26 protein-coding genes are annotated in these 23,023 nt (G+C 67.8%); 12 read left to right on the plus strand and 14 right to left on the minus strand.

Going from position 1 to position 23,023, the window contains the following annotated elements:
* Positions 1-21: 21 nt before the first annotated feature.
* The gene (locus tag AC5LXX_RS08770; RefSeq protein ID WP_493409230.1) at positions 22-510 is read right to left on the minus strand and encodes an aminoacyl-tRNA deacylase; all 489 of its coding nucleotides are present in this window, start codon (positions 508-510) and stop codon (positions 22-24) included.
* Between the two features lie 100 nt (positions 511-610).
* Complete coding sequence (locus tag AC5LXX_RS08775) at positions 611-1,585, minus strand: cysteine synthase A (protein WP_493409231.1); 975 nt, start codon at positions 1,583-1,585, stop codon at positions 611-613.
* A gap of 145 nt (positions 1,586-1,730) precedes the next feature.
* Here AC5LXX_RS08775 and AC5LXX_RS08780 point away from each other — a divergent pair, with 145 nt between their 5' ends.
* Positions 1,731-2,219, plus strand: coding sequence for an adenosine-specific kinase (locus AC5LXX_RS08780; RefSeq protein WP_493400775.1), 489 nt, complete (start codon positions 1,731-1,733; stop codon positions 2,217-2,219).
* 268 nt (positions 2,220-2,487) lie between these two features.
* Positions 2,488-2,775 carry a YciI-like protein gene (locus AC5LXX_RS08785; protein ID WP_493409232.1) on the plus strand — a complete coding sequence of 96 codons (288 nt, stop codon included), beginning with the start codon at positions 2,488-2,490 and terminating at the stop codon, positions 2,773-2,775.
* Between the two features lie 13 nt (positions 2,776-2,788).
* On the opposite strand, the gene corA is transcribed toward AC5LXX_RS08785, so the two are convergent.
* Complete coding sequence (gene corA / locus AC5LXX_RS08790) at positions 2,789-3,766, minus strand: magnesium/cobalt transporter CorA (RefSeq protein WP_493409233.1); 978 nt, start codon at positions 3,764-3,766, stop codon at positions 2,789-2,791.
* A 200-nt stretch (positions 3,767-3,966) separates the two neighbouring features.
* On the opposite strand from corA, the gene cydX reads away from it, so the two are divergent.
* Both cydX and AC5LXX_RS08800 read left to right on the plus strand, forming a co-directional pair.
* On the plus strand, positions 3,967-4,113 hold the full coding sequence (gene cydX / locus AC5LXX_RS08795; RefSeq protein WP_124451899.1) for a cytochrome bd-I oxidase subunit CydX: 147 nt from the start codon (positions 3,967-3,969) through the stop codon (positions 4,111-4,113).
* Positions 4,110-4,727, plus strand: coding sequence for a P-loop nucleotide/nucleoside kinase family protein (locus tag AC5LXX_RS08800; protein WP_493409234.1), 618 nt, complete (start codon positions 4,110-4,112; stop codon positions 4,725-4,727). Before cydX ends, AC5LXX_RS08800 begins: the two co-directional genes overlap by 4 nt.
* A gap of 108 nt (positions 4,728-4,835) precedes the next feature.
* Here the strand turns inward: AC5LXX_RS08800 and AC5LXX_RS08805 are convergent, their stop codons facing one another.
* Positions 4,836-5,936: a saccharopine dehydrogenase family protein gene (locus tag AC5LXX_RS08805; RefSeq protein ID WP_034181371.1), complete on the minus strand. Its 1,101-nt coding sequence runs from the start codon at positions 5,934-5,936 to the stop codon at positions 4,836-4,838.
* Between the two features lie 248 nt (positions 5,937-6,184).
* Here AC5LXX_RS08805 and AC5LXX_RS08810 point away from each other — a divergent pair, with 248 nt between their 5' ends.
* From AC5LXX_RS08810 to AC5LXX_RS08825, 4 genes are all read left to right on the plus strand, one after another.
* A complete protein-coding gene (locus tag AC5LXX_RS08810) occupies positions 6,185-6,967 on the plus strand; it encodes a COG4705 family protein (protein WP_493409235.1) in 783 nt (260 codons plus the stop codon).
* 37 nt (positions 6,968-7,004) lie between these two features.
* Positions 7,005-7,442, plus strand: coding sequence for a hypothetical protein (locus AC5LXX_RS08815; RefSeq protein WP_493409236.1), 438 nt, complete (start codon positions 7,005-7,007; stop codon positions 7,440-7,442).
* A 92-nt stretch (positions 7,443-7,534) separates the two neighbouring features.
* Positions 7,535-8,200 carry a response regulator transcription factor gene (locus AC5LXX_RS08820; RefSeq protein WP_124451907.1) on the plus strand — a complete coding sequence of 222 codons (666 nt, stop codon included), beginning with the start codon at positions 7,535-7,537 and terminating at the stop codon, positions 8,198-8,200.
* Complete coding sequence (locus AC5LXX_RS08825; protein WP_493409237.1) at positions 8,176-9,573, plus strand: sensor histidine kinase; 1,398 nt, start codon at positions 8,176-8,178, stop codon at positions 9,571-9,573. Before AC5LXX_RS08820 ends, AC5LXX_RS08825 begins: the two co-directional genes overlap by 25 nt.
* A 37-nt stretch (positions 9,574-9,610) precedes the next feature.
* Here the strand turns inward: AC5LXX_RS08825 and AC5LXX_RS08830 are convergent, their stop codons facing one another.
* Positions 9,611-10,075, minus strand: coding sequence for an Lrp/AsnC family transcriptional regulator (locus tag AC5LXX_RS08830; RefSeq protein WP_006481526.1), 465 nt, complete (start codon positions 10,073-10,075; stop codon positions 9,611-9,613).
* Positions 10,076-10,325: 250 nt separating this feature from the next.
* Between AC5LXX_RS08830 and AC5LXX_RS08835 the strand changes: the two genes are divergently transcribed.
* Entirely contained in the window at positions 10,326-10,877 is a 552-nt protein-coding gene (locus AC5LXX_RS08835; protein WP_124451912.1) for a Spy/CpxP family protein refolding chaperone, read from the plus strand.
* 137 nt (positions 10,878-11,014) lie between these two features.
* Entirely contained in the window at positions 11,015-11,446 is a 432-nt protein-coding gene (locus AC5LXX_RS08840; protein ID WP_322084116.1) for a PGDYG domain-containing protein, read from the plus strand.
* 33 nt (positions 11,447-11,479) lie between these two features.
* Here the strand turns inward: AC5LXX_RS08840 and AC5LXX_RS08845 are convergent, their stop codons facing one another.
* The 8 genes from AC5LXX_RS08845 to AC5LXX_RS08880 form a co-directional block, all read right to left on the minus strand.
* Positions 11,480-11,842 (minus strand): DUF3022 domain-containing protein, encoded by a 363-nt coding sequence (locus tag AC5LXX_RS08845; protein ID WP_124451916.1) that lies wholly within the window; start codon positions 11,840-11,842, stop codon positions 11,480-11,482.
* Positions 11,843-11,854: 12 nt separating this feature from the next.
* Positions 11,855-12,643: a YhfC family intramembrane metalloprotease gene (locus AC5LXX_RS08850; protein ID WP_493409238.1), complete on the minus strand. Its 789-nt coding sequence runs from the start codon at positions 12,641-12,643 to the stop codon at positions 11,855-11,857.
* Between the two features lie 54 nt (positions 12,644-12,697).
* Positions 12,698-13,741 (minus strand): LacI family DNA-binding transcriptional regulator, encoded by a 1,044-nt coding sequence (locus tag AC5LXX_RS08855; RefSeq protein WP_493409239.1) that lies wholly within the window; start codon positions 13,739-13,741, stop codon positions 12,698-12,700.
* A gap of 332 nt (positions 13,742-14,073) precedes the next feature.
* On the minus strand, positions 14,074-15,039 hold the full coding sequence (locus AC5LXX_RS08860; protein WP_493409240.1) for a 2-hydroxyacid dehydrogenase: 966 nt from the start codon (positions 15,037-15,039) through the stop codon (positions 14,074-14,076).
* Positions 15,040-15,042: 3 nt separating this feature from the next.
* Positions 15,043-16,323: an MFS transporter gene (locus AC5LXX_RS08865; RefSeq protein ID WP_124451924.1), complete on the minus strand. Its 1,281-nt coding sequence runs from the start codon at positions 16,321-16,323 to the stop codon at positions 15,043-15,045.
* 115 nt (positions 16,324-16,438) lie between these two features.
* Positions 16,439-17,431: a sugar kinase gene (locus AC5LXX_RS08870; protein WP_493400789.1), complete on the minus strand. Its 993-nt coding sequence runs from the start codon at positions 17,429-17,431 to the stop codon at positions 16,439-16,441.
* 28 nt (positions 17,432-17,459) lie between these two features.
* Positions 17,460-18,224 (minus strand): sugar phosphate isomerase/epimerase family protein, encoded by a 765-nt coding sequence (locus AC5LXX_RS08875; RefSeq protein WP_493409241.1) that lies wholly within the window; start codon positions 18,222-18,224, stop codon positions 17,460-17,462.
* A gap of 160 nt (positions 18,225-18,384) precedes the next feature.
* Positions 18,385-19,278 (minus strand): LysR family transcriptional regulator, encoded by an 894-nt coding sequence (locus AC5LXX_RS08880; protein ID WP_124451930.1) that lies wholly within the window; start codon positions 19,276-19,278, stop codon positions 18,385-18,387.
* A 111-nt stretch (positions 19,279-19,389) separates the two neighbouring features.
* Here AC5LXX_RS08880 and AC5LXX_RS08885 point away from each other — a divergent pair, with 111 nt between their 5' ends.
* Together AC5LXX_RS08885 and AC5LXX_RS08890 are read left to right on the plus strand one after the other, a co-directional pair.
* Entirely contained in the window at positions 19,390-20,457 is a 1,068-nt protein-coding gene (locus tag AC5LXX_RS08885) for a YeiH family protein (protein ID WP_493409242.1), read from the plus strand.
* 103 nt (positions 20,458-20,560) lie between these two features.
* On the plus strand, positions 20,561-22,294 hold the full coding sequence (locus AC5LXX_RS08890) for a ClcB-like voltage-gated chloride channel protein (protein ID WP_493411109.1): 1,734 nt from the start codon (positions 20,561-20,563) through the stop codon (positions 22,292-22,294).
* A gap of 28 nt (positions 22,295-22,322) precedes the next feature.
* Here the strand turns inward: AC5LXX_RS08890 and AC5LXX_RS08895 are convergent, their stop codons facing one another.
* Complete coding sequence (locus AC5LXX_RS08895; RefSeq protein ID WP_493409243.1) at positions 22,323-22,943, minus strand: TetR/AcrR family transcriptional regulator; 621 nt, start codon at positions 22,941-22,943, stop codon at positions 22,323-22,325.
* Positions 22,944-23,023 lie beyond the last annotated feature (80 nt).

The following is a 23,023-nucleotide window of genomic DNA, read 5'->3' on the forward strand; positions in this document are numbered from 1 at the left end:
GTCATCGCACTTGCCGTCCCGTCAGGACAGCATCATCCCCTGCATCTTGTGCGAGAAATGCGCGCGCTCTGCCGTCTCCATCAGCATCAGGAATTCGTCCTGCATCATGTGGATCAGCGCTTCGTGGTCGCCGGCCTCGAAATAGACTTCCGGCTGCTGCGCAAGTTGCTCCTCGAGGAACGTCTTCATCCCGTATGCCATGCAGACCGGCGGCAACGCGCCCATGTCGCAGTCCTTGAAGAGTTCACGCAGTTCGACCTCCCGGGCGAGCACGAGATGACGCCCGGTCTTTACCCAGAGATCTGACAGGCGCACGGCGTGCGTCGTCGGCACAACGGCGGCGACGTAGCCTTCGTCGTCCTCGAGCAGCACGGTTTTCGCAAGACGGTCGCCCGGAATATGCGCGGCGGCGGCCGTCTCCATGCTCGTATGGCTATAGGGGTGGTACACGACTTCGTACCGCGATGACTTCTGGCGCAGGCAATCCTGCAGGGTCGCAGACATGGACATGGCACACCTCGTCTAATCGCTGGCGCAAATGACATTCGCACCGGGTTCGTTCAGCATAGGTCGCAATCGCACGTTTGGAAAATCCCGGTACGCGCCTCCTTCAGACCGGGTCCAATCCCTTCTCCCGCAGCCATTCGCTGTTGAAGAGCCGTGCGCGATAAATGTCGCCGCGATCGCACAGCAGGGTCACGATCGTATGTCCCGGCCCCATCCGGCCGGCAAGCCAGACCGCCGCCGCAACGTTGATGCCGCTCGATCCGCCAACGTACAGCCCTTCCTCGCGCAACAGCCGGTAGACCATCTTCACGCATTGCAAATCGTCGATGCGCACGGCGTCGTCGATCGGCGTGCCTTCGAGATTGGCGGTGATCCGCGTCGAGCCGATGCCCTCGGTGATCGAACTGCCTTCCGCGTTGATCTCGCCGGTTTTCACGTGGCTGTAGAGCCCGCTACCGTGCGGATCGGCAAGCACGATCCGGATCTCCGGCTTCTGCTCCTTCAGATAGCGGCTCACGCCGGCCAGCGTGCCGCCGGTGCCGGTCGCACACACGAATGCATCGACCGTGCCCGCTGTGTCGCGCCAGATTTCCGGGCCGGTGGTCTCATAGTGCGCCCGCCGGTTGACGAGGTTGTCGAACTGGTTGGCCCACACCGCGTTGTCGAGTTCGGCCGCGAGCCGCCCGGCAACCTTCTGATAGTTGTTCGGGTCGCGATACGGCACGGCCGGCACCTGACGCACCTCCGCGCCGAGCGTGCGCAGGATCTCCATCTTTTCCGGCGATTGCGTTTCCGGTATCACGATCACGCAGCGATAGCCCCGCGCCGCGCAAATATGCGCGAGACCGATGCCGGTGTTGCCCGCCGTGCCTTCGACGACGGTGCCGCCCGGCGTCAGCGCGCCGCGCCGCTCGGCGTCGCGAATGATGTAGAGCGCGGCGCGGTCCTTCACGGAGCCGCCCGGATTCATGAATTCCGCCTTGCCCAGAATCTCGCAGCCCGTCTCGGCGCTCAGCTTCTCGAGCCGGATCAGCGGCGTGCGTCCGACGCACTCGACGAAGCCCTGTCGCACGTCCATGCCCCCTCCTTTGCGTTTACGCTCGCTCGCGCGTCACACAAATAAAGGATAGAACGCCCTCGCCGCTTTCGACGGCGGCCGTCGCGTACTAAGCTGGGAGAGCCCACTCGCGACGCCTGCGTCGCATCGCCAGACGAGGTCCGACATGCTGCAATTGCACACCGTGGCCGTCCAGAAACCCGAGACGGTGAACTTCGTTCTCGGCCAGACGCATTTCATCAAGTCGGTCGAGGACATTCACGAGGCGCTCGTCGGAACCGTGCCGGGCATCCGCTTCGGGCTCGCGTTCTGCGAGGCGTCCGGCAAGCGGCTCGTGCGGCGTTCCGGCACCGATACGGAGCTGACCGAGCTCGCGTGCCGCAACGCCACCGCGATTGGCGCCGGGCACGGCTTCATCGTGATGCTCGGCGACGGTTTCTATCCGGTCAACGTGCTGAACGCGATCAAGGCGGTGCCGGAGGTCTGCAGGATCTACTGCGCGACCGCGAATCCGACCGAGGTGATCGTCGCGGAAACCGCGCAGGGCCGCGGCATCATCGGCGTCGTCGACGGTTTTCCGCCGCTCGGCGTCGAAAACGACGACGACGTGCGCTGGCGCAAGGACCTGCTGCGCGCGATCGGCTACAAAGCCTAGATTCGGAGGCGCCGTTCAGCTCGTGCGCGCGTGCTCGACAGGAATCTCCTGGCCCCTGTAATTCCCCTCTACAGACAGTGCTGCATCGATGTCGCGAATGCGCCGCAAGATTCCAGTGCAAATAAAAAACAGACCGTTAGTTGCATTAATGGCAAGCCGATGCTTCTGCGTGCCGCGCGCCATGTTCGCACGGCTGCCCTATACTGCCAGCACACTGACTGACGGCTGCTGACGCACCGGCCGCCGCCGATTGCTCCGGGAGCGACACATGCATTACCAGTTGATCTACGAACTCGTCGACGATTACCTGGCGCGACGGGAACCGTTCCGTGCGCAGCATCTCGCGCTCGCGCAGGCCGCGACCGAGCGCGGCGAACTCGTGCTCGCCGGCGCGCTGGCCGATCCGGCCGACCAGGCCGTGCTCGTGTTCGAAGGCGATTCACCGGAAGCGGCCGAATCGTTCGCGCGCGCCGATCCGTACGTGCAGAACGGCCTTGTGAAATCGTGGCGCGTGCGGCCGTGGCGCGTCGTGATCGGCAAGCACGCGCCACGCTAGGCGCGCGGGATGCCTACAGCCACCCTGCCCGCTTGAAACGCCACCACAGCGCGAAGTCGGCCACGACCATCACCGCGATGCAGCCGTAGAAGCCGTACTTCAGGTGCAGTTCGGGCATGTTCGCGAAGTTCATCCCGTAGATGCCGGCGATCATCGTCGGTATCGCGAACAGCGCGGCGAACGAGCCGAGCCGCTTCGTCACTTCGCTCTCCGCGAGCGAAATCATCCCGAGGTTGACCTGGATCGCCGTGACGACCATCTCGCGGCGCCCTTCGATCGTCTTCACGATCCGCTGCAGATGGTCGTACACGTCGCGAAAATAAGCGGCCATGCCGCTGCAGACCTGCGGCACGCGCCCGCCGGTGAGCTTCGCGAGCGGCTCCATCAGCGGCGCCGTGTGCTGGTACAGCAACACGAGCCGGCGTTTCAGCGAATAGAGATCCTCGATGATCGCGCGCGACGACGCGGGCGTCGCCTTCGCGAAGATGCGGTCCTCGAGTTCCTCGAGCTCGGTGCCGAGCGTTTCGAGGATCGGGAAATAGCGATCGACGACCTGGTCCATCAGCGCATAGAACACGAACGCCGATCCTTCCCGCAGCAGATGCGGCTCGCGCTCGCAGCGCTTGCGCACTTCGCGGAAATCCTGCTCGGTATGGTTGCGGATCGACAGCACGTAGTTCGGGCCGACGAACACGTTCAGTTCGCCGACCTTGAATTCACCGTCCTCGTCGAGCTCGACCGTATGCAGCACGGCGAACAGCGAATCGCCGTATTCCTCGATCTTCGGCCGCTGATGCCCTTTGCGGGCATCCTCGAGCGCAAGCTCGTGCAGCCCGAACTCCTCGCCCATCAGGTCGATTTCGTCGGGCGTCGGATCCTTCAGCGCGACCCACACGAAGCATTCGGGCTTCGACACGTAGTCGCTGATGGCATCGATATCGATGTCGGCCAGCTTGCGGCCGTCCTGGTATGCAGCGCAGTTGATCAGCATGTTGTCCGTGATGTTGCGGTTTGCGCATCAGTTTACCGCTTTGCTGCGCGGACGGCCCGGCTTGCACGGCACGCCGATATTGGTCATGATCGGGCTGCGTGCGCCGCAGCACGCGCATCGCGGTACGTCGACAGGCCCGCGGCACCTGCGTTGCGCGATGCACAACGCCCGCGCGATCCAACCGTCAAGGAGGCAGACCTATGTGGTATTTCTCGTGGATACTCGGCATCGGCGTGGCGCTCGGCTTCGGCATCATCAACGCGATGTGGCTGGAAGCGGAGGTGTTCTCGCGCGGCGACAAGCGCAACGACACGTCGAGCCCGCGGCCGGGAGGCAAGGCTTCGTGACGCACCTGGTGTTCTTCTGCGGTCACGCCGGCACCGGCAAGACCACGCTCGCGAAGCGGCTCATCGGGCCGCTGATGCGCGCGACCGGCGAAGCGTTCTGCCTGCTCGACAAGGACACGCTGTACGGCCGCTACAGCGCGGCCGCGATGGGCGCGCTCACGGAAGATCCGAACGATCGCGACAGCCCGCTCTACCTGAAACACCTGCGCGATCCCGAATACCAGGGCCTGCTCGATACGGCCCGTGAAAATCTCGCGCTCGGCATCGGCGCGGTCGTCGTCGGCCCGCTGTCGCGCGAAGTGCGCGACCGGCGCATCCTCGACCGCGCATGGCTCGGCATCGCACCCGACGTCGCGCTGACGGTCGTCTGGGTCCACACGTCGGAAGATGTCGCACATGCGCGGATCGTCGCACGCGGCAACCCGAACGATGCGTACAAGCTCGCGCATTGGGACGAATACCGGCAGCGCCGCTTCGTGCCGACCGGCCGTGAATGCGACGGCATCGTGATGTTCGACAACACCGTGCCGTCCGACGCGGACGTCGACGCGCTGCTGTACCGCATCGTGCCGCCCCCGCAACCCGCGACGATCGTCCCGCCGCTGCCGGCCTGAGCGCGCCGCCCGCCGCCGTCCCGCTTTCCGCCCTCCCAAAAAACAACGCCGGAAGCGCTGCTGCGCTCCCGGCGTCGTACGGCCCTCGTGCCAGAGGCTGGCGGTCGGTCAGGCAACCGCGTGCACGCGCTCCATCGTGCCGCCTTCGTACAGCTTGCCGAAGCGGTTCGACAGGAACGCCTTCAGCGACACCTTTTCCTGCGGGATGAAACCGCTCTGCGGCAGCTTCTTCTCGCGGAACAGATCCAGCACCGCGCACATCGCGCCGGCCGTCGTGATCTGGATCGCGCTCATGTGCATCCCGCACACGTCCTTCGCGAAGATCTTGCGCGTGAACACGTCCTGCACGAGCTGGCCGTCCTTCACGCCCGTTACCGTGACGAACACGAGCACGACGTCCTGCTTCGTCGACGGCACCGCACGGCGCATGATCGACTTCAGCGTGTCGCGATCGGTCGACAGGCGCAGGTCTTCCAGCAGGAACTGGACGAGCTCGCGGTGGCCCGGATAGCGCACCGACTTGTAGTCGAGCGTCTCGACCTTGCCCGACAGCGTCTCGCACAGCGTGCCGAGGCCGCCGGACGTGTTGAACGCTTCGTATTCAGTACCGTCCAGCGAGAAATGCTCGAGGCCTTCGAGCGGCTGCACCCACTGCTTGCGGCCGTCGCGGATCGCTTCGCACGGTTGGCAGTACTCGTTGATCAGGCCGTCGACGCTCCACGTCAGGTTGTACTTCAGCGCGTTGGTCGGATACTCGGGCAGCGCGCCGACACGCATCTTCACGTCGCGCACTTCGCTGAAGCCGTTCACGAGTTCGTGTGCGGCGATGCCGATGAAGCCCGGCGCGAGGCCGCACTGCGGCATGAACGCGCGGTCGGAGCCGTCGGCCAGTTCGCGGATCGCGTGGGTCGCGCGCACGTCTTCGGTCAGGTCGAAGTAATGGACGCCGGCAGCCTTCGCGGCGGCGGCGACGTTGACCGCGAGGTAGTACGGCAGCGCGTTGACGAGCGCATCGAAGCCCTTCACCGCTTCGCGAATCGCATTCGCGTCGGCCGAATCGACCCGTTGCGTCGCGATGCCTTCGCGCGACAGCTTCGCAAGCGCATCCGCGTCGCGGTCGAACGCGACGACTTCGTAGTCGCCCGTTTCACGCAGCATGTGAGCAATGGTGTGGCCGATCAGACCTGCGCCGACGATGGCGATTTTCATGCGCTTATCTCCTGATGATGGGTTGGTGTTGTGAACGGCGTTGAGCCATGAACACAGTTTACAGACGCTCAAAATCAGTTCCAAGACGAAGAATGATGCGAAACGACCGATAATTTCGACGTTGTGACGATACATTTCGTCTAAACGTCGAAACGAGACTTTTTCACCCGCTGCGGGCCCGCTATGGCTGGCCTAAGTCTCGCGATTCAGACTGCATGCCGATTACCCGATTTCCACGGAGGCATCGCATGCAATCACTGCCCGTCAATCGCGCGTCGCACTGGCTGAACAAGGTGCCCGACGTCGCCCTGTCGTTCTGGATCATCAAGATCATGTCGACCACGGTCGGCGAAACCGGCGCGGACTTTCTCGCGGTCAACGCGGGGCTCGGCCAGACCGTCACGCGCGTCGCGATGGCGTCGCTGCTCGCGATCGCGCTGTGGCTGCAGTTGCGCACGCGCCGCTACGTGCCGTGGATCTACTGGCTCACGGTGGTGCTCGTCAGCATCGTCGGCACGCAGATCACCGACCTGCTCACCGACGGCCTGAACGTCAGCCTGTATACGAGCACCGCCGCGTTTGCCGTCGCGCTCGCTGCGATCTTCTTCGTCTGGCATCGCGTCGAAGGCACGCTGTCGATCGACACGATCGTCACACCGCGGCGCGAGCTGTTCTACTGGGCCGCGATCCTGTGCACGTTCGCGCTCGGCACCGCCGCCGGCGATCTCGCGACCGAGGCGCTCGGGCTCGGCTTCACGGTCGGTGCGCTTGCCTTCGGCGCGTTGATCGCAGCCGTGTTCGCCATGTGGCGGTTCGGCGCGAACGCGGTGCTGGCGTTCTGGATCGCGTACATCCTGACGCGTCCGTTCGGCGCGTCGCTCGGCGATCTGCTCACGCAGGCCCGCGCGTACGGCGGGCTCGGTTTCGGCGCCGCGTGGACGAGCCTGCTGTTCCTGACCGTGATCGTGCTGCTCGTCGCCGTCGCGCAATTCGGCAGCGGCGCGCAGACGCGTGCCGGCGCCGCCGATTGACACCCTCTATTTCCCTTCATCGCATCGAGGACATCCCATGACCATCCCCCATTCCGTTTCCCGTCTCGTCATGACCGCAGCCGCGATGGCCGTGCTCGGCGCCGCCGCCGGCTGCTCGAAGCAGGATGCGAACGCATCGACCGCGGTGCCCGCCGCGGCTGCCGCGTCGTCCGCTGCCCCCCACGCATCGAAGCTCGGCGATCTGTCGCAGTTCCGCACGATCGCCGCCGACGTGAACACGCTCGTCGCCAAGGGCGACCTGCCCGGCGCGAAAACACGCATCAAGGATCTGGAGATCGCGTGGGATTCGGCTGAGGCCGGCCTCAAGCCGCGCGCCGCCGCCGACTGGCACATGGTCGACCAGGAGATCGACCGCGCACTGTCCGCGCTGCGCGCCGACCATCCGACTCAGGCCGATTCGGCTGCCGCAATGAAAAACCTGCTCGCGGCCTTCGGCCGGTTCGGCGGCAAGTAAGCACGGATCGGCGATGCGCCGGGCGCGTCGCACGTGACGGGCGCGCGGGAATCGCATACGCTGGCGGCGATTGCGCGGCACGGAGAACACGCATGCGAATACTGCTCGTCGAGGACGACCCGATGATCGGCGAGGCCGTCCATGCCGCGCTGAAGGACGCGTCGTACGCCACCGACTGGGTCGACGACGGCGGGCGCGCGCTAGCCGCGTTCGCCGCTCAGCCCTACGACCTGGTCCTGCTCGACCTCGGCCTGCCCGGCCGCGACGGGCTCGACGTACTGGCCGGCATCCGCGCGAAGGACGCCGGCACGCCGCTGCTGATCGTCACCGCGCGCGACGGGCTCGACGATCGCCTGCGCGGCCTCGACGGCGGTGCCGACGACTACATCGTCAAGCCGTTCGACATGGCCGAGCTGCTCGCCCGGATTCGCGTAGCGATCCGGCGCCGCGCCGGTTCGGCCGCGCCGCTGCTCGGCAACGGAATCGTGTCGCTCGACCCCGCCACGCGCGAAGCGACCGTCGACGGACAACCGCCGGTCGCGCTGTCGAACCGCGAGTTCTCGCTGCTGCGTGCGCTGCTGGTACGCCCCGGCGCGATCCTGTCGCGGCGCGAGCTCGAGGATCGACTGTACGGCTGGGGCGAGGAAGTCGAAAGCAACGCGGTCGAATTCCTGATCCATTCGCTGCGCCGCAAGCTCGGCAGCACCGTGATCAAGAACGTCAGGGGGGCCGGATGGATGGTTTCAAGAAGCGCCTGAACGAGTCGATCGGGTTCCGCCTGTCGGTCGCGCTGTCGGCCGCGATCCTCGTCGTCGCCACCATTGCCGCCGCGTTCGCGTTTTCATCGGCGTTCGATGAAGCGCACGAATTGCAGGACGACGTGCTGCGCGAGGTCGCGACGCTGCTCGACCGCCAGCGTGCGCCTGCGCCGCATGCGGCGGGCGCCGGGCCCGCACGCGAGAGCGACGAGCTGTCGCGCGTGATCGTGCAGCCGCTCGGCGCCGATCCGCAAGCACGGCAACCGCGCACCGACGGCGCGCCTCAGCTCGCACTGCCGCCGACGCTCGCCGACGGGCTGCATACGGTCGATGCCGGTGGCAACGCCTATCGCGTGATGGTCCGTACGTTCGCGAACGGCGAGCGCATCGCGGTCGCCCAGGCAGCCGGCATGCGCGACGACGTCGCGCGCGAGAGCGCGTGGCGTACCGCGTTGCCGCTGCTGATCCTCGTGCCGATCCTGCTGCTGCTCGTCGCCGATCTCGTGCGCAAGCTGTTCCGTCCGGTCGCCGCGCTGTCCGCCGGGATCGACGCGCGCGACGAACACGACCTGCGCCCGGTGCCGGCCGAGCACGTGCCGGTCGAGGTGCGGCCGTTCGTCGTCGCGATCAACCGGATGCTCGCGCGCGTCGCGCAATCGGTCGATGCGCAGCGCCGCTTCGTCGCCGACGCCGCCCACGAACTGCGCTCGCCGCTCACCGCGATGTCCCTGCAGGCCGAGCGGCTGGCCGACATCGAACTGCCGGACGACGCGCGCACACGGCTCGCCGCGCTGCGCGGCGGGCTCGACCGCAGCCGCCACCTGATCGGGCAGCTCCTCGCGCTCGCGCGGGCGCAAAGCGCGCCGGCCGCGCCGCCCGGCGCCGTCTCCGTGCATGCGATCTATCGCCGCGTGCTGGAAGACCTGATGCCGCTCGCCGAGGAGAAGGCGCTCGACATCGGCATCGACGACGGCCCGGACGCCCGCGTGAGCGTCGACGAACTCGAACTCGCATCGCTGGTCATGAACCTGGTCGACAATGCGATCCGCTACACGCCGGCCGGCGGTCGCGTGGACCTGTCGACGTCATGCACCGATACGCATGCGTGCGTGACGATCGTCGACAGCGGGCCGGGCATCGCGCCGCAGGAGCGCGAGCGCGTGTTCGATCCGTTCTACCGCGTGCCCGGCAACGCGCAGATCGGCTCCGGGCTCGGCCTGTCGATCGTGAAGATCCTCGCGGACCGGATGGGCGCCGACATCACGCTCGCGTATGCGGACGAGCGGGCCGCGCACGGGTTGCGTGTATCGGTGCGGATTCCGCTCGCGCGGCCGTCACGTGCAGCGCAGCCGCGCGACCGGACCGACGGCTGATTGAGCCGCTGCGTGCGATACAAATGCGACCGAAGCGTCAGCCGCCGATCGTCCCGCGATCGATCTTGCGCGACAGGATGATCGACGTCGTCGTGCGCTCGACGCCTTCGAGCGTGCCGATCTGGTCGAGCAGGTCGTTGAGCCGTTCGGGCGAATCGGCGCGCAGCCACGCGACGTAGTCGTACTCGCCGCTCACCGCGCACAGCAGCTGCACTTCGGGCATCCGGTCGAGCTTGCGCAACACGTCCTTGCCGAACTTCGGCGTGAGGATGATGCCGACGTACGCGTAAATGCTCGCGTCGAGCACGTCCTGCCCGAGCCGGACGCTGTAGCCGGCGATCACGTTGGTGCGTTCGAGCCGCGCGATGCGTGCGACGACCGTCGTGCGCGCGACGTCGAGCTGGCGCGCGAGATCCGCGACACTGGCGCGCGCATCGGCTTGCAGCAGCGCGACGAGTTGCCGGTCGAGATCGTCGAGTTGGTCGAGGCGAGGTGGACGCATGAGACTGGGCCGGTGCGCAACGCGCCGGCTGAGTGGAAGGTGACGCGATGATAGCGCCGAACGCCGGTGCGCCCAACCGCCATCGCCCGGGTTCGAACCTTTCGATTTCGATTCGTATCGGATGTAAGCAAGTGTCGCATTCCCTGCTGCGCCGCACGCGGCGTGCTACTAATAGCGTGCGACGCGAGATGCGCGCTTGCGGCAGCAGCCGCCGCGCCCGCTCGCACGACATCACCCCGGAGAGCCAACCATGAAGAAAATCTCGCTCACCCTCGCTACGCTCGCCGTTGCAGCCAGTGCGTTCGCGCAAACCCCGGCCCAGCCGCAAGCGCCCGCCCCGGCTCCGGCCACGACGGCCGCTGCGTCGGCCCCGAGCGCCGAGCAGCGCGCGGCACGCCATGAAGCGCGCATCGAGCAGCGCATCAAGTACCTGCACGATCAGTTGAAGATCACGTCGGCGCAGGAACCGCAATGGAAGACGTTCGCCGATACGATGCGCGACAACGGCGAAACGATGGGCCGCCTCTACAGCGAACGGATGGCCAAGCACGACGTCTCCGCGATCGACGACATGAAGCAGTATGCGGAACTGTCGCAGGCGAACGCCGACGGCGCGAAGAAGCTTGCCGAAGCCTTCGCCCCGCTCTACCAGAGCTTCCCGGCCGAACAGAAGGCGCTGGCCGACACGACCTTCCGCGGCTGGCTGCACCATGGCGGCGAGCACGGCGGCAAGGGCAAGACGAAGGGCAAGGAAGGCAAGGCGGCGGCCGCGCCGGCCGCCAGCGCACCCGCGCAGCCCTGACGCCCGCCGCGCCGGCGCAGTGCCGTGCCCGCGCGGGCCGGACGGCGCCGCGCCCCTGCCGGCGACCGGCGCGCCACACGGCGCGCCGAATTCGGGATAAGCTCCCGGCTTTTCCAGCTTTCCCGCTCCTTCCCGCCATGCTCGAACTCAAGCAACTCGATCTGCGTACCGACCCGCAGGCCCGTCGCGTCGTCAAGGACGAAACCGTCGCCGTGGATTTCGCGGATGTCGATGGCGAACTGATGAGCCTCGAAGGCCCGAACCGCTATGTGGCGGGCGACGCATTGATCACCGGCTCGACAGGCGACCGCTGGGTCGTGTCGCGAGCTCGCTTCGACGCCAAATACCTGCCCGCCGATCCGGCACTCGCGCACGGCACGCCGGGCGCCTACCGGAACCGGCCGGCCATCGTGCTCGCGCGCCGGATGGACGAGCCGTTCACGATCGCCCGCTCGGAAAACGGCGACACGCTGCGCGGTGTCGCCGGCGACTGGGTCATGCAGTACGCACCCGGCGACTATGGCGTCGTGCAGGCGCAGCGCTTCGCGCAGGTGTACCGCGACGCATGATTCGCCGCGCCGGCGCGATGCCGGCGCCGTCGCTCACGCAAAGTCTTCGTCGAGTTCGAGTTCCGCGTCGCGCTCGACGGCCTCGCCGGCCGCGTGCCGCTCCTCGAGCGACCCGAGCATCGCTTCCGTATACGCATGCAGCACCGCATGGCTGCGCGCGCGCTGCATCGGCTTGAGCGCCAGGTAGCGCGCGAGTGCCGCCGGCACGATACGGATCGCGAGCGTCATCCGCTTCGGCGTCGCGCCGAAACGCATCGCGAGCCAGTGCACGGACAGGAAGCGCCCGCGCGCGTCGCTGCTTTCGGCAAAGCGCGTCTGCTCCGGAAAAAGATCGCAGATCACGCGCGCGAGCGCGTCGAATTCCGCGCTCTGGCATTCGATCAGATAGTCGTCCATTCCGCTCTCCCGTCAGGCCGCCGCGCGCGACGGCCGGCACGTCTTCACCAGCACGACCACCAGGGCCGCGGCCAGCACGAAATACACGGCCTCGACCCACGCGGCCGGCAGCGCGCGCACCTGGTACAACAGCGCCGGCACGGCCGCGAGCGCATGCAGCACGATCGCGAGCGGCAACACGCCCGCGCGGCCGGCACGCACGCCGCGCCACACCAGCACCGACAGCGCCACCTGCACCGCGAACGCCGAGCAGCGCTCGAGCAGCAACAGCAAGATCGACTGTGCCGACAGCGTCGCGAGCATCATGTGCAGCCGCACCACGGTGTCGACCGGCAGGTCGGACAGCTGCGTCTCGAGCTGGCCGCGGCCCGCGAGCCATGCGAGATACGACCACTGGCCCCACACGAGCACGCCGACGAACCATGCTTCGGCACCGGCGTGACCGATCCCGTAGCCGATCCCGCGACCGTCGCCGGCCGATTCGCCGTAGCGGCGGTTCAGGAAACGCATCCCGAGATAGCGGCCGACTTCCTCGAAGACGGCCGTCGCGAGCGCGCCGTACGCGACGAACGCGAGCGGCTGCGTCAGCCAGCCGTCTTCAGGCGTGTGGCTCAGCACGAGCCCGTGGAACGCACGCTCGACGATCATCGCGAACAGCGTGAAGACGGCGACACCGACGATCGTGTCGCGGCGGTTGAGTGCAAGCGGCTTGCGCAGGATGCGGAAGAGGACGAGCGGCAGCAGCGCGATGATCAGCGTGGCGGCGATCAGCAGCGCCAGCGTGACGGGAGCGACAGTCATGTATTTCCTTGTTCGGGGCAGCGCACCTGGCGCGCTGCGTGCCCCGAATGATACTCAGCTTGCGGTCGACGCGCGCGCACACAGCTCGCCGGGCAGCATCGCGACGCGCACGTCGCCCGCCGCGCCGTCGATCCGCTCGTGCACGAATTCGACGGCCTTGTAGCCGATTTCGTAGGTCGGCTGACGGATCGTCGTGATGCCGATCAGCTCGGCCCACTCCGGATCGTCGATCGACAGCAGCGCCGCCTTCTGCTGCCACGCGGCGCCGAAACGCGCACGCAGGTGGCGCGCGATCGCGAGCGCCACCGGCGCGTTCGCGGCGAACAGCGCCGCGCGCACGCCGCGCCGCGCCGCGGCGTCGATGCGGGTGTCGATGTCGGCAAGCGCCGCGGCGGCCGCGTCGGGCGCGTTCAGGTCGAGCACGACCGTCGGCGGCACCGGCAGCCCGCGCGCGTCCAGCGCCGCGCGGAACGCGGCCTCGCGCGCGCGCCGCGAGCTGACGCGCTCGAACGGCTGCACGACGAAATGGATCGCGTCGAAGCCGTGTTCGACCAGGTGCGCGAGCGCCGTCTCGATCGCGTCGGCGTTGTCGAGGCCGATCAGGTCTGCCTCGAAGCCCTCGACCGTGCGGTCGACGAGCACGGCCGGAATGCCCGCGCCGCGCAGCGGGCGCAGCACGTCTTCGTCGGCGCCGAGCGCGTTGACGATCAGCCCTTCGACACGGTAGGTCGTGAGCAGCTGCAGGAAGCGCCGCTCCATCTCGACCTCGTTCGCCGCGTGACAGATGAGCGGCATGTAGCCGAGCGCATGGCACGCGGCCTCGACGCCCTGCAGCACTTCGACGGTGTAAGGATTGGTCAGGTCGGCCGCGAGCATGCCGAGCAGCCGGTTGCGGCCGCGCTTGAGCCCGCGCGCCATCTGGTTCGGCCGGTAGTTGAGCCGCGCGATCGCCGACTCGATCCGCTGGCGCAGATCGACGGACAGCACATGCGTCTCGCCGTTCAGGTAGCGCGACACGCTGGTCTTGCCCGTGCCGGCCTCGCGCGCGACGTCGCTGATCGTCGCCGGACGCGTCGTGGAAGGTTGCGAATCGGTCACTGTCGTGCCTCGCGACGTGCGATCCGCGCCGCTTCGTGAGCAGACGGACCTTTGTTGTTGGAAACGTAAGCCACCCGGCGGACTCCCCTGTCTGAGCGCTTCTGCGCCTGCACTGATCCCGTGCTTCGCGGTCGATCAGCGCCCGCGAGTCGCGTGCGTCGGCAGTCGGCCGCCCGGACCTGGCGCGGATACCCGCCGCGCGACGCCACCGGCCATGCAGCCGGGCCGTCGATGCGACGAGAGCGGGCGATCATAACGCAGCCAGCCCTCCCGCACCAAGATCATCGCCTCTAACCGCGCCGCCGCCGCGCCGGGCGGCTGCCGGATGCGGCTCACGCGTGCGCGAGCGCGTCCGGATTGACGAGATTCGTGCGCAGCGTGCCGGCCAGCGCGCCGACCAGGTTTTCCGCGGCGCAGCGCGCCATCGCGTGGCGCGTCTCGTGCGTCGCCGAGCCGATATGCGGCAGCGCGACGACATTCTTCATCTGCAGCAGCGGCGAATCCGCCGGCAGCGGCTCCTGCTCGAACACGTCGAGCCCCGCGCCGCGGATCGTGCCCGCGCGCAGCGCATCGACCAGCGCGGCTTCGTCGACGACGGGCCCGCGCGACGCGTTGATCAGGATCGCGTCGCGCTTCATCTTCGCGAATTCGGGCGCGCCGACCAGATGGCGCGTTTCCGGCGACAGCGGCACCTGCAGGCACACGAAATCCGACTGTGCGAGCAGCTCGTCGAACGTCACGCGCCGCGCGCCGTACTGCGTCTCGGCTTGCGCGTGCGCGGAGCGGTTCGCGTACAGCACCTGCATCCGGAAGCCGAGCGCGGCGCGGCGCGCGACCGCGCCGCCGATCCGCCCGAGCCCGACGATGCCGAGCGTCTTGCCCTGCACGTCGGTGCCGTACAGGTCGGGGCCGATGCTGCGATGCCAGTTCCCGGCCTTGACCCACTCGGCCAGTTCGACCACGCGCCGCGCGGACGCCAGGATCAGCGAAAACACCGTATCGGCGGTCGACTCGGTCAGCACGTCCGGCGTATGCGCGAGCACGATGCCGCGGCGCGTCAGGTCGGCGACGTCGAAGTTGTCGTAGCCGACCGAGATCGTCGACCACGCCTTCAGCCGCGGTGCGCCGTCGAGCATCCGCGGCGTGACCTTCAGGCTCGCGCCGATCGCGCCGTCCGCGTCGCCGAGTGCGGCGGCAAGCGCGTCGGCGCCGTCGGCCTGCACGACGTCCGCATGCTCGCGCAGGTACGCGAGAACGTCATCGGGCAGCGGCTTGTACGCGACGATACGGGGCTTCATGTTTCATTTTCCTTGCAGCGGCGCGGCGAGCGGATGCGCATCGCGCGCCTGGGGTTTGACGGACAGCGTGAGGATCACCGCGGCGACGAGCGCGGCGCTCATGAACGCATACGACGCGACGGGCGACCCGGTCGCACCGTTCAGGTAGCCGACGAAGTACGAGCCGACGAACGAGCCGAGCGCGCCCATGCTGTTGATCAGCGCCATCGCGCCGCCGGCGACGTTCTTCGGCAGCAGCTCCGGCACGATCGCGAAGAACGGGCCGTACGGCGCATACATCGCGGCGCCCGCGACGACCAGCAGCGCATACGAGATCCAGAAATGCGACGAGCCGAGCGCGTACGACGCGGCGAATGCGGCTGCGCCGATCAGCAGGAACGGCCACACGAAGCCGCGGCGCGAGCCGACCTTGTCGGACGCCCACGATGCGGCGAGCATCGCGATCGTCGCCGCGAGATACGGCAGCGCGGACAGCCAGCCGGTCGCGACCATCCCGAGGTCGGACCCGTTCTTGACGATCGACGGCAGCCACAGCACGAAGCCGTACACGCCGATGCTCCAGCAGAAATACTGCGCGCACAGCTTGATCACGGCCGGCGAGCGGAATGCCTCGCCATAGTTGCGCACGGGCTTGATCGCTGCCTGCTCGGCCACGAGCGCGGCGTCGAGGTCGCGCTTTTCCTGCGCGGTGAGCCACGGCGAATCGGCCGGCTTGTCCTGCACGAGGAACCACCAGCACACGGCCCAGATGATGGCCGGCACGCCTTCGGCGATGAACATGTGGCGCCAGCCGAATTCATGCACGAGATAACCCGACACGATCGACATCCACAGCACGGTGACCGGGTTGCCGAGGATCAGGAACGTGTTCGCGCGCGAGCGCTCGTTCTTGGTGAACCAGTTGCTGATGTAGATCAGCATCGCCGGCATCACGGCCGCCTCGACCACGCCGAGCACGAAGCGGATCGCCATCAGCGACGGGATGTTGCTGACTACGCCCGTGAGCGCCGCGCAGCCGCCCCACAGGATCAGGCTGACGAACACGAGCTTCTTCACGCTGCGGCGTTCCGCATAGATCGCGCCGGGGATCTGGAAGAAGAAGTAGCCGAGGAAGAACAGCGCGCCGATCAGCGACGACAGGCCCTTGCCGATGCCGAGATCCTGATTGATGCCGGCCGCTGCCGCGAACCCGTAGTTCGCGCGGTCGAGGTAAGCGAGGCTGTACGTGATGAACACGATCGGCATGATCGTCCACCAGCGACGGGCTGCGAGATTGGTTGCCATGAGAGTGTCTCCGTATGTCGACCGGACTTGGCGCTTCGGCGCCCGTCCGGCCTCCAACAAACTAAGTGTGCGTCGTGCACGAAATGGATCCGCGGATTGTGCCGTGTCCGGCCTCTCATTGCGCGGTGACGATTTCCTCTAAGCGATCGGCGCGATTGCTGACATTTTCGAGTCGGTCGAGGGCTTCGCGCGTCGGCAAGCCTTCCGAATCGCCGATCACCTGGATCGCGAGCGCGCCGATCCGGTTGCCGCGCGCGACCGCCTGCTCGACGCTCCTGCCTTCCAGCAACGCGCTGACCACGCCGACCGCGAAGCCGTCGCCGGCGCCGACCGTGTCGACCACCCGTTCGACACGCTCGCCCACGACCGTGCCCTCGCGGCCGTCGGCCGTGCGGAAATACGCGCCTTGCTCGCCGAGCTTGATCACGACGCCGCGCGCGCCCCGCGCGAGATAGAAGCCCGCGATGTCGGCCGGCGTGTCGTGCCCGGTCAGCTGGCGCCCTTCGGCGAGGCCCGGCAGCACCCAGTCGGCGAGCGTCGCGAGCGCGTTCAGCGTCTTCGCCATCACGTCGGCGGACGGCCACAGCGTCGGGCGCAGGTTCGGGTCGAACGAGATCGTCTTGCCGGCCGCGCGCATCTCGCGCGCGAGCCGGAACGCCAGTTCGCACGAGGTCGCGGAGATCGCCGGCGCGACGCCCGTCAGGTGCAGATGGCGCGCGCCGAGCACGTAGTCGGCCACATAGTCGTCGCACGACAGGTAGCTCGCGGCCGAACCCTTGCGGAAATATTCGACGGTCGGGTCGCTGCCGTCGTCGTTGCGCGACTTCAGCTGGAAACCGGTCGGGTAACGCGGATCGACGGTCACGCACGACGCGTCGATGCCTTCGCGCGCGAGCGTGTCGAGCACGTAGCCGCCGAACGAATCGCGGCCCACCCGGCTCATCCAGCCAACCCGGAAACCGAGCCGCGACAGGCCGATCGCGACGTTCAGGTCGGCGCCCGCGATCCGCTTCGTGAATTGACCCGCGTGCGCGAGATGGCCGGGCTCGGTCGCGACGAACATCGCCATCGCTTCGCCGTAGGTCACGACATCGAGTGCTGCTTTCATGAATGAACTCCTCGGGATCCTTCTGCGGTCAAGCGGTCGCGAGCCACGCGACACGGCGGCAGGCATCGCCCGCCAGGTCGGCCGCGTCGAACGGGAACTCGATGCCGCGCGGCACCTGCGGCGGCAGCGCCGCGAGCACGCCGGTCACGAGCGCGTCGTTCGGCGCCGGCGCGACCGCGAAGCGGCGCGCGCCCTCACCCTCGACGGCCTTGCAATGAATGTATTCCACGTGCGGCGCGAGCACGTGCGCGCAGTCGAGCGGCGCTTCGCCCGGCCACTGCCAGTTGCCGATGTCGAACGTCATCCCGAGCGCATCGTGCAGGCCGGCCGCGGCCAGCGCGTCGAACAGCCCGCGGAACTGCGCGAACGCGCCGCCGACCTGGAGCTGGCCATTCTCGACCACCACCCGCGCGTTCGCGCCGCGCGACAACGCAACGATGTCGGCGGCATGAGCGTCGCCGGCAAAACCGCCCAGCTGGAATTTCACGAAGCGCGCGCCGAGCGCGTCGGCTTCCGCGAGCGCGTCGCGCAATGCGTCGGCATCCAGCGCCCCCGTTTCCGTATACAGCGTGGCCGGCGTCGAATAGACCGACCACAGCCCGTGGCCGGCGATCTGCGCGCCGAGCGCGGCCAGCGCGCCGGGGGCCGTGTCGTCATCCGACGCGAACAGTTCGCGCCGCACCTCGAAACCGGTCGCACCGGATGCCGCCACGGTCGCGATGAATGCGCTGTGGCCCTCCTGGCGCACGCGGTCCATCCCGAATGCGCTCGCCACGATCACGATGTCTGCCATGTTGCCCTTTTTTACCGGAATGGAACCGGTTCCATTTGCTTGAGACGGATGGTGCGCCTCGCGTCAGGCCCACGCCATAGAGGAAATCCCTAAGATAGTGCACCGCACCAGTACGCGCCCGACGGTGCGCAACGCATGTTCCCGGCGCGGCGTCGGCCGCTCAGGCGAGGTCTTGCGCGAGACTCATGTCGAGGAATTGCGCGGCGACCCGCGACGGCGCACCGCCGTGCGGCACGAGAATGGAGAAATGGCGCGTGAGCGGCGCCGGCGCGAGCGAGCGCAGCACAAGCGCCGCATCCTGGTGGCGCAGCGACATCGCGGACACGAACCCGACGCCCATCCCGGCTCGCACGGCCTCCTTGACGGCCTCGACGCCGGCGATCTCGAACGCGACGCGCATCGGCGCGCCGCCGTGCGCGAACGCGCGCTCGACGAGCTGCCGCACGGCGGAGCCCGCCTCGCGCAGCACGAGCGGGTGCGCGGCGAGCGCATCGAGCGTCACGCCCGCGTCGTAGCCGGGCGCGGCCAGCGGATGGCCGGCCGGCACGATCGCGACGATCTCGTCCTCGTGCCACGCATGGACGGCCGTGCCGGGCGGCAACGCCTCGCCGGGCGGCCCCTCGATCAGCGCGATGTCGAGCGACGGCAGCGCGGCCACCACGTCGGCCGTATTGCCGCTCATCGTCTGGATCGTCACGCGCGGCGCGAGCGGCTGGAACGCCGCGATCAGGTATGGCAGCAGGTAGCTCGCCGGCGTCGTGCTCGCGCCGATGCGCAGCGTGCCGGCTTCCAGCCCGCGCACCGCGTCGCGAAACGCACGCGCCTGCGCGAACGTATCGCGCTGCGCCTTCGCGTACTGCGCGAGTTGCTCGCCGACCGGCGTCAGGCGGATGCCACGGCCGTCGCGCTGGTACAGCGGCTCACCGAATTCGTCCTGCAGCAGCCGCAACTGGCCCGACACGGCCGGCTGCGACAGATGCAATGCCACGGCGGCGCGGCTGATGTTCAGGTGTTCGGCGACAGCGGCGAACGTTATCAGTTGATCCGGGGTCATGGGGATGAATTATCGGCTTTCCGGATAGTTTACGTCACAAATCACAATTTTTCATATCGATATAACAAAATTAGGATTACAGCATCGCAACACGCTCCATACGGTGCTTCCATGTCCACTGCTCCGACTCCCCATCTCAGCCATGCCGCGCCGTCGATGCGCGGCCAGTTGAACGGCGTGCTGTTCGTCGCGCTGTTCGCCGCCGCCGTCACGAGCCTGTCCGAGCTTCCCGCGGTCGCGGCGCTCGGCCTGTCGCCGCTGATCGTCGGCATCGTCGCAGGCGCCTTGTACGGCAACGCGCTGCGCGACGGCATGCCGGCCAGCTGGGCGGCGGGCGTCAATTTCTCCGCGCGCAAGCTGCTGCGCATCGCGGTCGCGTTCTTCGGGTTGCGCGTGAGCCTGCAGGAAATCGCGCAGGTCGGCCTGCCGGGCCTCACGGTGTCGGTGCTGGTCGTCGTCAGCACGCTCGTGATCGGCACCTGGGCCGGCATGAAGCTGATGAAGCTCGACCGCGACGCGGCGCTGCTGACCGCCGCGGGCAGCGCGATCTGCGGCGCGGCCGCCGTGCTCGCGTTCGAATCGACGCTGCAGTCGAAGCCGCACCAGAGCGCGATGGCCGTGGGCAGCGTCGTGCTGTTCGGCACGCTGTCGATGTTCCTGTACCCGCTCGCCTATCACGCCGGGCTGCTGAACCTCGATCCGGCCGGCCTCGGGCTGTTTTTCGGCGGCACGATCCATGAAGTCGCGCAGGTGGTCGGCGCGGCGAGCGACATCAGCCCCGAGGTCGCGCACGTCGCGACGATCGTGAAGATGACGCGCGTGATGCTGCTGGTCCCCGTGCTGCTGGCGCTCGGCTGGTGGCTCGCCCGCTCGGCCCGCGCAACGGCCGGCGACGCGCAGAGCAAGCGCAAGGTGGCCGTGCCCTGGTTCGCGCTCGGCTTCCTCGGCTTCGTGATCGTCAATTCGCTGAACGTGCTGCCGACCGCCGTCACGCATACGCTGAACGTGCTCGACACCTTCGCGCTGACGATGGCCATGACGGCGCTCGGCATCGAGACGCGCGTCGCGCAGATCCGCGCCGCCGGCCCGCGGGCGCTGATGACGGGCCTGATCCTGTACGTGTGGCTGATCGCCGGCGGCTACGCGATCACCTGGGCCGTGCAGCACTGGCTTGGCTGAGCCGCACGCCCGTGACGGTTCGCGCGCCGCGCCCGACGGGGAAGTCCCGCGGGCGCGGCGCAGTGCTATGCTTCGCGTCGTTTTCCATCGCCCTCTTTCAGCCGTGCTCTCGTTCCTGCTGAAGCTGCGCACTCGCGCCCAAAAGCTGTTCCGCCTGTCGGACGCCCATACGATGCTGATCTGGTCGGCGATCGTCGGCGTCGGCGGCGCCTTTGCCACGATGGCGTTCCGCGAGGGCATCGACCTGATGCAGCGGCTGATCTCCGGGCAAAGCGGCAGCTTCGTGCAGATGGCCAAGAGCCTCCCGTGGTACGTCCGGTTCTGGATGCCGGCAGCCGGCGGCTTCCTCGCCGGCTGCGTGCTGCTGCTCGCGACGCGCGGCGACAGGCAGGCCGCCAAGACCGACTACATGGAATCGGTCGCGCTCGGCAACGGCGTCGTGCCGGTCCGGCAGAGCCTGTGGCGCAGCGTGTCGTCGCTGCTGACGATCGGCAGCGGCGGCTCGATCGGCCGCGAGGGCCCGATGGTGCAGCTCGCGGCGCTGGCCGCGTCGCTCGTCGGCCGCTTCGCGCACTTCGACCCGCCGCGCCTGCGCCTGCTGGTCGCCTGCGGGGCCGCCGCCGGCATCACGTCCGCGTACAACGCGCCGATCGCCGGCGCGTTCTTCGTGTCGGAAATCGTGCTCGGCACGATCGCGATGGAAAGCTTCGGGCCGATGGTCGTCGCGTCGGTCGTCGCGAACATCGTGATGCGCGAATTCGTCGGCTACCGGCCGCCGTACGAAATGCCGGTGTTTCCGGCCGTCACGGGCCCCGAGGTCCTGCTGTTCGTCGTGCTCGGCGCGCTGTGCGGCGTGCTCGCGCCGCAGTTCCTGCACCTGCTCGACGCATCGAAGAACCAGTTCAAGCGGCTGCCGGTGCCGCTGCCCGTGCGGCTCGCGCTCGGCGGCCTCGTCGTCGGCGTGATCTCGGTATGGATTCCGGACGTCTGGGGCAACGGCTACAGCGTCGTGAACCACATCCTCCATTCGCCGTGGACCTGGCAGGCACTCGTCGCCGTGCTCGTGTTCAAGGTGATCGCGACCGCCGCGACGGCCGGCTCGGGCGCGATCGGCGGCGTGTTCACGCCGACGCTGTTCGTCGGCGCGGTGTTCGGCTCGCTGTTCGGGCTCGCGATGGAAGCGCTGTGGCCCGGCCATACGTCGGCCTATTTCGCTTACGCGATCGTCGGGATGGGTGCGTTCATGGCCGGCGCCACGCAGGCGCCGCTGATGGCGATCCTGATGATCTTCGAGATGACGTTGAGCTACCAGGTCGTGCTGCCGCTGCTGGTGTCGTGCGTGTTTGCATATTTCGTCGCGCGCGCGACGGGCACGACGTCGATGTACGAGATCACGCAGCACCACTACCAGGACGCGCAGGAGCGGCAGCGGCTGCGCACCACGCAGATGCGCGAGCTGATCCAGCCCGCGCAGACGGTCGTCCCGCTCACGGCGAGCGTCGCCGACATGACGCGCGTGTTTCTCGAATACCCGGTGAAGTACCTGTACGTGACGGACGACGCCGGGCGCTTCCGCGGCGCGGTCGCGCTGAAGGACATCACGTCGGACCTGCTCGACAAGCGCGACACGACCGACAAGACGGCCGCGCACTACGCGCATACGCCGTTTCCGCTCCTCACGCCCGACATGCCGCTCGCGACCGCGCTCGAACGCTTCATGGCGTTCCAGGGCGAACGGCTGCCGGTGATCGAAAGCGAAGCCGAGCCGACGCTCGCGGGCGTCGTCTACAAGACCTCGCTGCTCGACGCATACCGGCGGATGACCGGCGAGCGCTGACACGCGGCCGCCGATCCGCCCGCGCCGGTCAGTCCGGCGCCCGCCCCAGCACGACCCGCGCGAAGAATCCCGCGAGCACCGATTCGGCCACGTCGACCGATACGTGCTGCGGATCGGCCGTGTAATACGACTGCACGCCGTCGCACAGGCACATCAGCCCGAACGCGAGCGTATCGGCCGGCAGCAGCAGCGGCGTACCCGAGCGCTCGGCGAAGCGCTCGATGAATTCCGCCATCTGCACGCGCTTGCCGTGCAGGAACTGGTTGAAGCGCACGCGGAACTTCGCGTCGCGCGCCGCCTGCAGCTTCGCCTCGCCCCATAGCAGCGAGTATTCGTCGTCGCGAAACAGCGTCCGGTAATACGCGAGCGCCATCGATTCCATCTGCTCGCGCGTGCCCCCCTCTTCGAAAATCGCCTGGAAGTCGGACCGCACCTCCTCGTGGTTGCGCTCCAGCAACTCCAGCAGCAGGTCGGACTTGCTGTGGAAATTCGAATAGAACGCACCGCGCGTATAGCCGGCCGCCGCCGCGATGTCTTCGACACTCGCGGCCACATAGCCTTTCTTCAGAAAAATGCGATGCGCGGCCGTCAACAGACGCTCACGCGTCTGGTCCCGGCTCTGCTCGCGAGTTAAGCGCTGTGGTTTCATGGCGCGCAGTCTAGCACCATTCCCCTTTCATATTCATCTTTGCATTCAGATACAGGTGTGTATTAGAATTCGCCACAGTT

The sequence above is a fragment of the Burkholderia torrens genome, assembly GCF_984668525.1.

What these genes read in the sequence shown, in the direction of transcription:
- AC5LXX_RS08820 (WP_124451907.1), top strand. Translation starts at nt 7,535, where the DNA reads ATGCGAATACTGCTCGTCGAGGACGACCCGATGATCGGCGAGGCCGTC.
- AC5LXX_RS08880 (WP_124451930.1), bottom strand. Translation starts at nt 19,278, where the DNA reads ATGACCCCGGATCAACTGATAACGTTCGCCGCTGTCGCCGAACACCTG.
- AC5LXX_RS08875 (WP_493409241.1), bottom strand. Translation starts at nt 18,224, where the DNA reads ATGGCAGACATCGTGATCGTGGCGAGCGCATTCGGGATGGACCGCGTG.
- AC5LXX_RS08840 (WP_322084116.1), top strand. Translation starts at nt 11,015, where the DNA reads ATGCTCGAACTCAAGCAACTCGATCTGCGTACCGACCCGCAGGCCCGT.
- AC5LXX_RS08850 (WP_493409238.1), bottom strand. Translation starts at nt 12,643, where the DNA reads ATGACTGTCGCTCCCGTCACGCTGGCGCTGCTGATCGCCGCCACGCTG.
- AC5LXX_RS08815 (WP_493409236.1), top strand. Translation starts at nt 7,005, where the DNA reads ATGACCATCCCCCATTCCGTTTCCCGTCTCGTCATGACCGCAGCCGCG.
- AC5LXX_RS08860 (WP_493409240.1), bottom strand. Translation starts at nt 15,039, where the DNA reads ATGAAGCCCCGTATCGTCGCGTACAAGCCGCTGCCCGATGACGTTCTC.
- AC5LXX_RS08805 (WP_034181371.1), bottom strand. Translation starts at nt 5,936, where the DNA reads ATGAAAATCGCCATCGTCGGCGCAGGTCTGATCGGCCACACCATTGCT.
- AC5LXX_RS08845 (WP_124451916.1), bottom strand. Translation starts at nt 11,842, where the DNA reads ATGGACGACTATCTGATCGAATGCCAGAGCGCGGAATTCGACGCGCTC.
- AC5LXX_RS08780 (WP_493400775.1), top strand. Translation starts at nt 1,731, where the DNA reads ATGCTGCAATTGCACACCGTGGCCGTCCAGAAACCCGAGACGGTGAAC.
- AC5LXX_RS08870 (WP_493400789.1), bottom strand. Translation starts at nt 17,431, where the DNA reads ATGAAAGCAGCACTCGATGTCGTGACCTACGGCGAAGCGATGGCGATG.
- AC5LXX_RS08770 (WP_493409230.1), bottom strand. Translation starts at nt 510, where the DNA reads ATGTCCATGTCTGCGACCCTGCAGGATTGCCTGCGCCAGAAGTCATCG.
- AC5LXX_RS08785 (WP_493409232.1), top strand. Translation starts at nt 2,488, where the DNA reads ATGCATTACCAGTTGATCTACGAACTCGTCGACGATTACCTGGCGCGA.
- AC5LXX_RS08835 (WP_124451912.1), top strand. Translation starts at nt 10,326, where the DNA reads ATGAAGAAAATCTCGCTCACCCTCGCTACGCTCGCCGTTGCAGCCAGT.
- AC5LXX_RS08830 (WP_006481526.1), bottom strand. Translation starts at nt 10,075, where the DNA reads ATGCGTCCACCTCGCCTCGACCAACTCGACGATCTCGACCGGCAACTC.
- AC5LXX_RS08865 (WP_124451924.1), bottom strand. Translation starts at nt 16,323, where the DNA reads ATGGCAACCAATCTCGCAGCCCGTCGCTGGTGGACGATCATGCCGATC.
- AC5LXX_RS08885 (WP_493409242.1), top strand. Translation starts at nt 19,390, where the DNA reads ATGTCCACTGCTCCGACTCCCCATCTCAGCCATGCCGCGCCGTCGATG.
- corA (WP_493409233.1), bottom strand. Translation starts at nt 3,766, where the DNA reads ATGCTGATCAACTGCGCTGCATACCAGGACGGCCGCAAGCTGGCCGAC.
- AC5LXX_RS08775 (WP_493409231.1), bottom strand. Translation starts at nt 1,585, where the DNA reads ATGGACGTGCGACAGGGCTTCGTCGAGTGCGTCGGACGCACGCCGCTG.
- AC5LXX_RS08810 (WP_493409235.1), top strand. Translation starts at nt 6,185, where the DNA reads ATGCAATCACTGCCCGTCAATCGCGCGTCGCACTGGCTGAACAAGGTG.
- cydX (WP_124451899.1), top strand. Translation starts at nt 3,967, where the DNA reads ATGTGGTATTTCTCGTGGATACTCGGCATCGGCGTGGCGCTCGGCTTC.
- AC5LXX_RS08895 (WP_493409243.1), bottom strand. Translation starts at nt 22,943, where the DNA reads ATGAAACCACAGCGCTTAACTCGCGAGCAGAGCCGGGACCAGACGCGT.
- AC5LXX_RS08825 (WP_493409237.1), top strand. Translation starts at nt 8,176, where the DNA reads ATGGATGGTTTCAAGAAGCGCCTGAACGAGTCGATCGGGTTCCGCCTG.